Annotated in this window: 13 protein-coding genes; all 13 read right to left on the reverse strand. The window is 32.9% G+C overall.

What is annotated here, in order from left to right; all coding sequences use genetic code 11:
* Window positions 1-9 precede the first annotated feature (9 nt).
* A complete protein-coding gene (gene yqfD / locus CUL_RS0109960; RefSeq protein WP_005587675.1) occupies window positions 10-1,197 on the reverse strand; it encodes a sporulation protein YqfD in 1,188 nt (395 codons plus the stop codon).
* An 11-nt stretch (window positions 1,198-1,208) separates the two neighbouring features.
* A complete protein-coding gene (gene yqfC, locus CUL_RS0109965; protein ID WP_005587676.1) occupies window positions 1,209-1,487 on the reverse strand; it encodes a sporulation protein YqfC in 279 nt (92 codons plus the stop codon).
* Between the two features lie 78 nt (window positions 1,488-1,565).
* On the reverse strand, window positions 1,566-2,015 hold the full coding sequence (locus tag CUL_RS0109970) for a hypothetical protein (protein WP_005587678.1): 450 nt from the start codon (window positions 2,013-2,015) through the stop codon (window positions 1,566-1,568).
* Window positions 2,016-2,027: 12 nt separating this feature from the next.
* A complete protein-coding gene (gene floA / locus CUL_RS0109975) occupies window positions 2,028-3,014 on the reverse strand; it encodes a flotillin-like protein FloA (RefSeq protein WP_025641486.1) in 987 nt (328 codons plus the stop codon).
* 3 nt (window positions 3,015-3,017) lie between these two features.
* On the reverse strand, window positions 3,018-4,301 hold the full coding sequence (locus CUL_RS0109980) for an NfeD family protein (protein ID WP_005587681.1): 1,284 nt from the start codon (window positions 4,299-4,301) through the stop codon (window positions 3,018-3,020).
* 98 nt (window positions 4,302-4,399) lie between these two features.
* Window positions 4,400-4,843 carry a GatB/YqeY domain-containing protein gene (locus CUL_RS0109985; protein ID WP_005587682.1) on the reverse strand — a complete coding sequence of 148 codons (444 nt, stop codon included), beginning with the start codon at window positions 4,841-4,843 and terminating at the stop codon, window positions 4,400-4,402.
* 15 nt (window positions 4,844-4,858) lie between these two features.
* On the reverse strand, window positions 4,859-5,038 hold the full coding sequence (rpsU, locus tag CUL_RS0109990; RefSeq protein WP_005587683.1) for a 30S ribosomal protein S21: 180 nt from the start codon (window positions 5,036-5,038) through the stop codon (window positions 4,859-4,861).
* A gap of 111 nt (window positions 5,039-5,149) precedes the next feature.
* On the reverse strand, window positions 5,150-5,494 hold the full coding sequence (locus CUL_RS0109995) for a histidine triad nucleotide-binding protein (protein ID WP_005587684.1): 345 nt from the start codon (window positions 5,492-5,494) through the stop codon (window positions 5,150-5,152).
* A gap of 48 nt (window positions 5,495-5,542) precedes the next feature.
* Window positions 5,543-6,841 (reverse strand): tRNA (N(6)-L-threonylcarbamoyladenosine(37)-C(2))-methylthiotransferase MtaB, encoded by a 1,299-nt coding sequence (mtaB, locus tag CUL_RS0110000; RefSeq protein ID WP_005587685.1) that lies wholly within the window; start codon window positions 6,839-6,841, stop codon window positions 5,543-5,545.
* Window positions 6,838-7,584, reverse strand: a complete 747-nt coding sequence (locus CUL_RS0110005; protein ID WP_025641488.1) for a 16S rRNA (uracil(1498)-N(3))-methyltransferase — start codon at window positions 7,582-7,584, stop codon at window positions 6,838-6,840. The genes mtaB and CUL_RS0110005 overlap by 4 nt, the downstream gene beginning before the upstream one ends.
* 9 nt (window positions 7,585-7,593) lie before the next feature.
* Window positions 7,594-8,532: a 50S ribosomal protein L11 methyltransferase gene (prmA, locus tag CUL_RS0110010; protein WP_005587687.1), complete on the reverse strand. Its 939-nt coding sequence runs from the start codon at window positions 8,530-8,532 to the stop codon at window positions 7,594-7,596.
* Between the two features lie 100 nt (window positions 8,533-8,632).
* Window positions 8,633-9,751, reverse strand: coding sequence for a molecular chaperone DnaJ (dnaJ, locus tag CUL_RS0110015; RefSeq protein WP_025641489.1), 1,119 nt, complete (start codon window positions 9,749-9,751; stop codon window positions 8,633-8,635).
* Between the two features lie 90 nt (window positions 9,752-9,841).
* A partial coding sequence (locus tag CUL_RS0110020) for an Hsp70 family protein (RefSeq protein WP_157752657.1) occupies window positions 9,842-10,174 on the reverse strand: 333 nt, incomplete at its 5' end.

Consider the following 10,174-nt stretch of genomic DNA (forward strand, 5'->3'; position numbering starts at 1 on the left):
TATCCTCCCTTAATCTATATTAATGATTATTTTTTCTCCAATATCTTCAATGACTTCTAAAGTCGCATAAGTTGAAAGTATACCACCTTTGATATAATGTTTTACGTCCTTAGATTCTATTTGAGCATTTTGAGGCAATTGTTTATTTAGTTCCTCTATAGCTTTAATATGGGTAGATTGTTTTAAAAAATCTATATTTTGTTTTATCTCCTTTTTTTCTACCTCCTTAAACTGATGAATCAATATTTTAATTGGTAAATCCATATCCATGTCAAAAAATTTTACCTCTTTCACTTCCTCAATATAATCAGCATAAGGAATTTCCCCTTTAAAGAATTGAACTCCTTTTTGACCAATCTTTAATTCTCGCCTTTCATACACTCTTCCCGTTTCTTCTTTAACAGCCTTCACTATTGGTTCATCTATTCTATAATTGTACACTGTTTTGGCTAGAACTTCTCCATCTGCATGGACCAGGATCTGCTCCTCTGAATACTCATCGGAAATCAATCCAGTTATTAGGATTTGTCCTTTTTTTACTACATCTCCTTTTCGCACCAATGCTTTTCCATTCCTGGCAATAGCCTTAACTATTACCCCTTTTTTTGCTGCAACTATATTGCATGGTGTATCCGTATGAATTTTTTCTGGTGGTAAATCCTGCTCCTTTACTTCTATTATTAGCTTTGTCCCCTTAATTTCAACGGACAAAAAAGAAAAGGTATCGAATTCATTTAGCAATAAATGCTTTGTATAATCTTTATCTATTTTATACTTTATTATACCATTTTTTATATCCTCTTTTTCTAATATTTTCATAATGTCTTCTGTTTTTACCCTTTCATTTCCTATAATTTCAATGTTCCAAATTAAAGAAGATAAAAAAATAATTATTCCTAGAAAAAGTAAGAAACCAAAAGCAAGCATCTTCCTATGTTTTAACCTATAGATAATAAAGGGAAGACCTCTTTTATCTATTATTTCTACTCTACAACCTACCCTCTTTACTATTTCCTTCAAGGCCCTAAAGCCTTCGATTGTAACCTTCATCTCCAATATCGTATGTCCTATCCTATTAATATCCCAAAGATATATATCTCTGGTTGCAGCTAAGTTTAAAAACCTTTCCAAGGTCAGCCCTTCAACCTTAATAATAACATATCCTTTTAAAAAATTCCACGCCTTTATAACCTCCATAATAACACTCCTTAAGAGTATATTTCTATTTTTTCAATATTCCCTTTAACTATTATCTCTTCAGAAAGAATTGTCTTTAATTCCATACTGTTTCCTGTTACTTTAATTATTCCTATACTAGAGTTAATTCTGAGGATTTCTTGTGTATACTCTACAATGCCTTTATGGTTAGAGATATTCAGTTGAATATTTCCAATCATAGTGATTTTAGGCAAATCTAATACTACATCTTTAGGTAGTTCTAAAGCTTCCGAAATATTATATTTGAAATTCTCCATTCTATTTTTCATCGACAAATCCCCCTCTTAACAATTTATGCCCTATACAATATGAGTATTACTAAGGAATAAGAAAAAACATATAGTTTCCTATATGCTTTTTCTCATATTTCTAAGGCTCTTAGGCTCGGATAATATTTCAGAATATATTATGCCTCTCAAGATATCATTTTTAAATTCCTCTTTTGACTTTTTTGTTTCCTTCCCTTCAATCCCTTTTTCTATAGAAGATTGAATTTCATCTTTGTATAATTTGGATGTATAACTTTCTTCCTTTATTGTCCACATCTCCAGTATTCTCTCATCTCTTAAAGGCCTTGTTCTTTCTTTTGGCAATTCTTTCTTTACCTTAGGCTTTAGAACATTTTCTTTTTCCTTATTCAATGTTAATACTGTAGATTCCATACTACCAGATTGACTGCTTAACTGTTCCTTTCTTTTTCTCCTGGCCTTTTCAATCTTCTTCTTATCCTTTACACTCTTTAAAACAATATCAATTAGAATCATAAAAATAAAGAATAATAAACCTCTTGGGAACATTTTTTCGCCCCCTTAATCTTGTTTCTTATCATCATCAGCCATCCTAGATATTGAATTTCTCATATCAGTATCAGCTAATATATTTCTCATGTTGTAATAGTCCATAAATCCCATATTCCCTTCTTTTAACGCACTAGCTATAGCAAGAGGTACTTCAGCTTCTGCTTCTACTACTTTGGCTTTCATCGCTTGAACTTCTGCCACCATTTCTTGTTCTTTAGCTACCGCCATAGCTCTTCTTTCTTCTGCTTTAGCCTGAGCTATACGCTTGTCAGCTTCTGCCTGTTCTGTTTGAAGTTTTGCCCCTATATTTCTTCCAACGTCAACGTCTGCAATGTCAATAGATAGTATTTCAAATGCAGTTCCTGAATCTAATCCCTTATCAAGGACAGTTTTAGATATTAAATCTGGATTTTCCAATACATCCTTATGGGAACCAGAACTACCTACGGTAGTAACAATACCCTCTCCTACCCTAGCAATAATGGTTTCTTCTCCTGCTCCCCCCACTAATCGTTCAATATTGGCTCTGACTGTAACTCTAGCCTTGGCAATAACCTCTATTCCATCTTTAGCAACTGCTGCAATTTGAGGTGTTTCTATTACCTTTGGATTAACACTTACCTGTACCGCTTCTAATACATTTCTACCTGCTAAATCTATAGCAGCAGCTCTTTCAAATTCTAAAGGAATATTAGCTCTTTGTGCTGCAATCAATGCATCTACAAGAGTGTTAACATTACCACCTGCAAGATAATGAGCTTCTAGTTTATCTACCCCTAAACTCAATCCTGCCTTAGTAGCTTTAATCATGGGATTAACAATTCTTGAAGGTATGACCCTCCTTAATCTCATACCAATTAAAGTACCAATCCTGATTTTAACCCCTGAAAAGAAAGCTGTAATCCATAATCCAACAGGTATAAAAGTGAAGAATAACATTACTAAAATAATAATTAATAAAGCAATACCTATCGTAAACACAAATGATCCCGGCATAAATTAAACCCTCCTAACAATTATTTTTGATCCTTCTACCCTTACTACTTCAATATTAGTTTGTTTTGGTATAAATGTTCCATCAGATAGTGCATCTAATCTTTTGCCATCTATTTCAATAATCCCTGAAGGGCGAAGTTCTGAAATGGTAATTCCTTCTTTTCCTAAATATTCATCTTTAGTAAAAGAACTTAAATATCCTTCCTCATCTTTTTGATGGGTTGTCAATACTATCTTATCAAGAAACGGACTTCTATGCCCATATTTTACCAACAACATAGTAATTATTGCAGTAATAATAATTGCTATACTTATAGACATTAGGGCTGTTGATAAAGACCCCATTGCTAATATGGTACCTAATATGACCAGTATTATACCTGAGATGCCAGGTAATCCAAAACCAGGCACAATGGCCTCTATAACCAAAAGTATTAATCCAGTAACAAATATAACTAAAGATGTCCATTGGGAATTGCCAGCTATTATATTTCCGCCAAAAAATAAACCAAAGGCGATTATACTTATAGTTCCGCCAATTCCAAAACCTGGTGTAAATATTTCTGTTACTAGACCTACGAAACCTATGGTCAATAGTAAAGTATTAATATATGGGCTTGACAAAATTTTTGCAACTTTCAATTCCATGCTTTCGTCAATTTTAACAACATTGCTATAGGGAATATTAAAATGGGCAAGTATTTCATCATAATCATTGGATATAAAATCTGCAATCTCAAATTCTAACGCTTCCCTACTGGTTAGATTAAGCAGTTTACCTTTTTCAGAAACACCAGCAATATAGATATCTCGGTCTGCCATAGCTTCTATTATTTCAGGATCTCTTCCCCTAAACTGAGCTACATCCCGTAAAAAGCTTCTCCACATGGATAGCACTTTTTCAGTATTGGGTATGGTTTCTGCTGAACCGATAGTAGAGCTTTCTGCCATAACTACTTTCTCTCCAGCAATAGTAATTAACACACCTGCTGATTCAGCTTTATTATTGACTAGAGATATAGTTGGTATATCTAAACCTATAATCAAATTCTTTATCTTTTCAGCTTCATCAATTAATCCTCCGTAGGTATCTATTTCGAAGATTATGGCTTTTGGAGAGTTCTTAACGATCTTGTTTAAGGTATCTCGTAAGAAATTATAGGTAGCCCTATTGATTTCTCCTCTGACCGGTATTACATAAACTTCTCCCTCATCTTCTGCAAAAACGATTCCATTAAAAAAAATTAGAATTAAAAAAACAAAAGCCAAAATTCTATTCTTTCTCAAAATTTCACCCCCTAATTCTATTATATTATTACCCTAAAATTTATACAATAAAAATAAAAGTTGAGCCTAGTAAAAAAACCTGGAGTAAAACTCCAGGTCTATTTTAAAATTTCCCTTACTATTTTATTAACTGTATTGCCATCAGCTCTACCTTTTACCTTTGGCATTACAGATTTCATCACCATTCCAATATCCTTCATGGATTTTGCATCTACCTCATCTATGGTCGTTGCCACAATTTTTTTGATTTCTTCTTCAGTAAGTTGTCGGGGTAAATATTCAAGTAAAATATCCATTTCTTTTTCGGTTAAATCAACTAAATCTTGCCGATCTCCTTTTTTGAAATCTTCAATGGCATTCTTTTTTTCCTTTAATTGCTTAGAAATTATTTCAATTATTTGCTCATCCTCTAGTTCAACCCGATGATCAACCTCTGTCTGTTTTATTGCTGCCCTAACCATAGTAATGGTATTTTTCCTAACAGTATCCTTATTTTTCATGGAAGCCTTTAAATCTTCCATTAGTTTTTCTTTTAAGGACATAATTTCACCTTCTTATTAGTATCTTCCCTTTTTTCTTCTAGCTGCTTCAGATTTCTTCTTACGCCTTACACTTGGTTTTTCATAATGTTCTCTTTTTCTGTATTCGGAAAGAACACCAGCACGGGCACATTGCCTTTTAAACCTTTTTAGTGCATTATCTAGAGACTCGTTTTCTCCTACTTTAATTTCTGCCATCGACTTCTCCCTCCCCTCTTCCACTGCAAGAGTGCTCCCATAATATCTATGGAAATCGGAATACAACACTAAATCATTATACATTAAGTTGTAGAATTCTGCAACTAATATTTAACCTGGTGGCCAAGAAAATTTACGTCCTCCTAAAATGTGAAAATGCATATGAGAGACAGTTTGTCCTCCAAATTCACCACAGTTATTAACAATTCTATAACCTTCCCTATCTATTCCCAATTCCTTAGCCAAATCCTTAATGGTTAAAAATATATGGCTAATTAAATTTGAATTCACATCATCTATATCGTTTGCAGATTCTATATGCTCTTTGGGTATTACCAAAACATGAATAGGCGATTGAGGATTAACATCTTTGAAGGCTATAACTTTGTCATCTTCATAAATAATTTCAGAAGGTATTTCTTTATTTATTATTTTACAAAATATGCAATCACTCATATTTTCACCTCCCCTATTGCCTTATACATAATATATTCTATAAAAATTCTATAATTCCTCTATTTTTCCTATTAAAAAATCATTTTCTTTATCAACTATTTTTACAGGTAGGATTTTTCCTCGTATTTCATCTCCAGCCTGGGCCTTAATCCGAATATAGTTTGTCGTATAACCTTCCATCCATCCCTTTTCTCCCTCTTCAAAAAGTACTGGCAAAGTTTTATCTATATATTTTTTATTAAAGGACTCCATTAATTCTTCACCTAGGAGAATTAATTTTTCACTTCTCTCCTGTTTTATATTGCCATGGATTTGATCTTTAAATCTACTTGCTGGAGTCCCTTTTCTAGGGGAATATTTAAATACATGAATACGTGAAAAATGAATATCTTTAACATAATTGTAGGTTTCTTCAAATTCTTCAGCAGTCTCTCCGGGAAAACCTACTATAATATCCGTTGTTATTCCTGCATCTGGCATATACTCTCTTATTAAATTTACAATATCCTTATATTGACTAGTAGTATACTTTCTATTCATCCTTTTTAGTACTGTATTACTTCCACTTTGCAACGATAGGTGGAAATGATCACATAGTTTTTTTGAATTAACCGCTCGTTGCATAAACTTTTCATTAACAAATCTTGGTTCAATAGAACTTAGACGTATTCTTTCTATCCCATCTATTTTTGATATTTCTTCTATAACATCAACTAGCGTTAAATCTTGAAAATCTTTTCCATAGGAAGTTACATGAATTCCTGTAAGTATAACTTCCTTAAATCCAGCCTTCGCTAACCTTTTCGACTCATTAATAATTCCCTCTAAATCCCTACTTCTTATAGGCCCTCTTGCATAGGGAATTATGCAATAACTACAAAATTGATTACATCCTTCCTGTATCTTTATATAGGCTCTTGTTTTAGATTTTAAATCAGCTATATTTAAATTCTCAAATTCTTTATGACCTTTTATACTTTTTACTATATTTATTTTTTTATTTTTATTCTTAGCCTCTTCACATAGGTCTACGATACTATTTCTATCGGTAGTACCAATTACAATATCTACTCCTTCTATTGCTTCTACTTCCTCTGGCGCTACTTGAGAATAGCAACCTACTGCTGCTATTATTGAATTTGCATTTGCCTTTTTAGCCCTTCTAATAAATTGCCTAGATTTTCTATCACCTAAATTTGTAACAGTACATGTATTTATTACGTATATATCAGCGTCTTTATCACTATCTACTATTTCATAACCCCTTTTTTCAAACAATTCCTCCATAGCTTCTGTTTCATATTGATTTACTTTACAACCTAATGTATAGAATGCCACTTTTCTCATATTCTCACTCCTAAATCTCCAAGTTCATATAGAGTAATGGATATTACAACTAGACCTGCTGTTTCTGTTCTAAGTATTCTTGGCCCTAAACTTACCGGTTTTCCACCAATTTTTTTTATCATATCTACCTCTTCCTCTTCAAAACCACCTTCTGGTCCTATTATTATATGAACTTTACCATCTTTCGTATCCTTAATCCCTTCCCTTAATGTATAGATCCTTTCCATCTCATAAGGGATTATTATATTTTCTTCTCCCTTTAAAAGGTCTATCATTTCATTATAACTAATTACATTATTAACTAAAGGTATAGCATCCCTTTTACTTTGTTTGGCCGCTTCTTCAGCTATGGTTCTCCATCTTTCAACCTTCTTTTGTTCCTTCCTTTTATCCTTTATTTTAACGATTGTCCTATTAGTGATTATGGGATAAATTTCTTTCGCTCCTATTTCAGTACATTTCTGAATTATAAAGTCCATTCTATCTCCTTTAGCTATTGCTTGGTATAAAATAATATCAACTGGTGGCTCGTTTTTACCCTTAAAACTATTTAATATTAACACCACAATAGCATCAGATCTTATCTCAGCTATTTCACATATATAAATTTTATTTTCCGATATAATTTCTATTTTATCTTTATTTTTTAACCTTAAAACATCTTTAATATGTTTCACATCTTTTCCTAATATTTCAATTCTGTCTCCAACTATCTGATCTTTATCCACAAAAAACCTATTCATATATTCACCTTATTCTAAAGTGCATACTATCAGAGCCCACTCGCCCATATACTTTATTTCTAGTACCTTTAATCCATTTTCAATCAATCTATCCTTTACCTTGTCTACTTTCTCTAGAATAATTCCAGAGGCAATAAATATTCCCCCCGTATAAAGATAATTATCAATATGGTCTATCATATCTATAATTACTTCTGCTATAATATTGGATACAATAATATTTGCCTTTTCGCGCACTACATCAAACAGATTCCCTAATCTTACTTCAACGGAATCCTCAACTTTATTTAAACGGATGTTTTCATTAGAAATCTTAATACTCATCTGATCTAGGTCTACCCCTATTACCTTTTTAGCCCCTAATTTAGCTGCTGCTATACTCAGTATGCCACTTCCACAGCCTATATCCAATACCATATACTCATTTTTCACATAGGATTCTAAGGCTTCTATACACATTATAGTAGTTTCATGGGTTCCCGTGCCAAAGGCCATTCCAGGGTCTAGTTCAATAATTATTTCTCCTTCTTTCTTTTCATATTCTTCCCAGGTAGGTTTTATTACCACCTTCTCCCCTATTTTAGTAGGTTTGTAGTATTTCTTCCAAGCCTCTGCCCAATCTTTCTCATATACTTCTGTTAAAGTTACATCTCCTAGGCTTTTGCCCGTCTCATTATAGGGAATTCTTTCAATATTATCTCTTACTAGTTCTATCTTGTCTAATAGATTTTCATCTTCTGGAAAATAGGCTTTTATTATAACCCCTTCATAATCCTGTTTTATTAGTTCTGGGTCTATATAATCCCAATCCTCTTCTGATTGTTGAAATGCTAGTACATCCTTTGGGTCTTCAATAGCTAAGCCTGTTACCCCTAACTCATACATAATATTTGTCACTAATTCCTCTGCCTCAGTAGTGGTTTTAATTTGAACTTCAACCCATTTCATAACCCTTCACATCCTTTTATTGAATCTCAGAATATTATACCCTAAAGTTAGGAAAAATACCATATCCTAAAAAACAATCACTCCTTTTTTGAGTGATTGCCTAATTCCCAAATGCATCTTTTACCTTGTCAAAAAAACCTTTTTTACCATCTTTATGGTTTTCTCCACTTATCTTTGCAAACTCTCTTAATAGTTCTTTTTGCTTTTCCGTTAATTTTTTGGGAACCTTTACTTCCACTTTAAAGTATAAATCTCCTTTTCCAACACCTTTGACATTTGAAACTCCTCTGTTTTTTAGCCTAAATTTAGTTCCGGTTTGAGTACCCTCTGGAATAGTAAAGGATTCCTTTCCTTCAAGGGTCGGTATTTCAATCTCAGCTCCTAAAGCTGCATCAGTAAAAGTTATGGGAATTGTAAAATATATATCGTTCCCTTTTCTTTTAAATATACTATGTTCTTTTACATTTATATAGATAAACAAATCTCCTGGTAGACCGCCTCTTTCTCCTACTTCTCCTTCTCCTCTAACAGAAATAATTGAGCCTGTATCTACACCAGCAGGTACTTTTATTTTAATTTTTTTATTCCTTATTTCCTTTCCTGTTCCCGAACAAGTATTACATTTTTCCTTGATAAATTCACCGGTACCACCACATTGATCACATGTAGCTACTCTAACAAATTGACCAAAAGGCGTCTGTTGAGCATATCTTACCTCTCCGGAACCATTACATTTGCTACATGTCTCTTTTTGGCTGCCAGGCTTCACTCCACTTCCGTCACAAGTCCTACAAGGTTCAGATTTTCTTATTTGTATTTCCTTCTCAGTTCCAAAAACTGCTTCTTCAAATTCTAAATCCAAATTATATCTTAAATCTGCCCCTCTAACGGGTCCCCTTCTCTTGGAAGTAGTTTGCCCAAATCCATCACCAAATATATCAAAAATATCTTCGAATATATCTCCAAATCCTCCAAAACCTTGACCATAACCTGCCTGACCATTAACCCCTTCCGGGCCAAAGGTATCATACCTTCTTCTCTTTTCTGGGTCACTTAATACTTCATAGGCTTCATTAATCTCTTTAAACCTTTGCTCTGCTTCTTTATCGTTTGGATTTAAATCAGGATGATATTTTTTTGCTAACCTTCTAAAAGAAGATTTTATTTCATCTTGACTGGCATCTTTTGATACGTTGAGTATTTCATAGTAATCTTTCAACCAATATCACCAACCTTTAATTTACTCCTATCATAGTTTATCAAAAATCAAAGCTAAATCCAATAGATTTAGCTTTGATTTCTATAATATTTATTCATCATCATCCATAACTTCATAATCTGCATCTACTACATCGTCCTCCGCAGTATGATCTGCAGTTCCAGGTTCAGTTCCCTGTCCTTGAGCCTGCCCATACATTTTTTGGGATATATTATAGAATTCTTGAGTCAATTCTTCAGTTTTCTTCTTAATCTCCTCTATATTATCTCCTTCTAATGCCTTTTTCAGTTCATTTAGTTTCTCTTCAACTTTTGATTTCTCGCTATCGGAAATTTTTCCTTCTAGATCCTTTAATGTTTTTTCTGTCTGATAAACCATAGAGTCAGCATTATTTCTAACTTCTATTTCTTCCTTCTTCTTCTT

Origin of the sequence: [Clostridium] ultunense DSM 10521 (assembly GCF_000511955.1) — a bacterium.
GTDB lineage: Bacteria > Bacillota > Clostridia > Tissierellales > Tepidimicrobiaceae > Schnuerera > Schnuerera ultunensis.

Coding starts and splice junctions, on each gene's coding strand:
- yqfD (WP_005587675.1), bottom strand. CDS start 1,197: ATGGAGGTTATAAAGGCGTGGAATTTTTTAAAAGGATATGTTATTATT.
- prmA (WP_005587687.1), bottom strand. CDS start 8,532: ATGAAATGGGTTGAAGTTCAAATTAAAACCACTACTGAGGCAGAGGAA.
- yqfC (WP_005587676.1), bottom strand. CDS start 1,487: ATGAAAAATAGAATGGAGAATTTCAAATATAATATTTCGGAAGCTTTA.
- CUL_RS0109995 (WP_005587684.1), bottom strand. CDS start 5,494: ATGAGTGATTGCATATTTTGTAAAATAATAAATAAAGAAATACCTTCT.
- floA (WP_025641486.1), bottom strand. CDS start 3,014: ATGCCGGGATCATTTGTGTTTACGATAGGTATTGCTTTATTAATTATT.
- CUL_RS0110005 (WP_025641488.1), bottom strand. CDS start 7,584: ATGAATAGGTTTTTTGTGGATAAAGATCAGATAGTTGGAGACAGAATT.
- rpsU (WP_005587683.1), bottom strand. CDS start 5,038: ATGGCAGAAATTAAAGTAGGAGAAAACGAGTCTCTAGATAATGCACTA.
- CUL_RS0109970 (WP_005587678.1), bottom strand. CDS start 2,015: ATGTTCCCAAGAGGTTTATTATTCTTTATTTTTATGATTCTAATTGAT.
- CUL_RS0109985 (WP_005587682.1), bottom strand. CDS start 4,843: ATGTCCTTAAAAGAAAAACTAATGGAAGATTTAAAGGCTTCCATGAAA.
- mtaB (WP_005587685.1), bottom strand. CDS start 6,841: ATGAGAAAAGTGGCATTCTATACATTAGGTTGTAAAGTAAATCAATAT.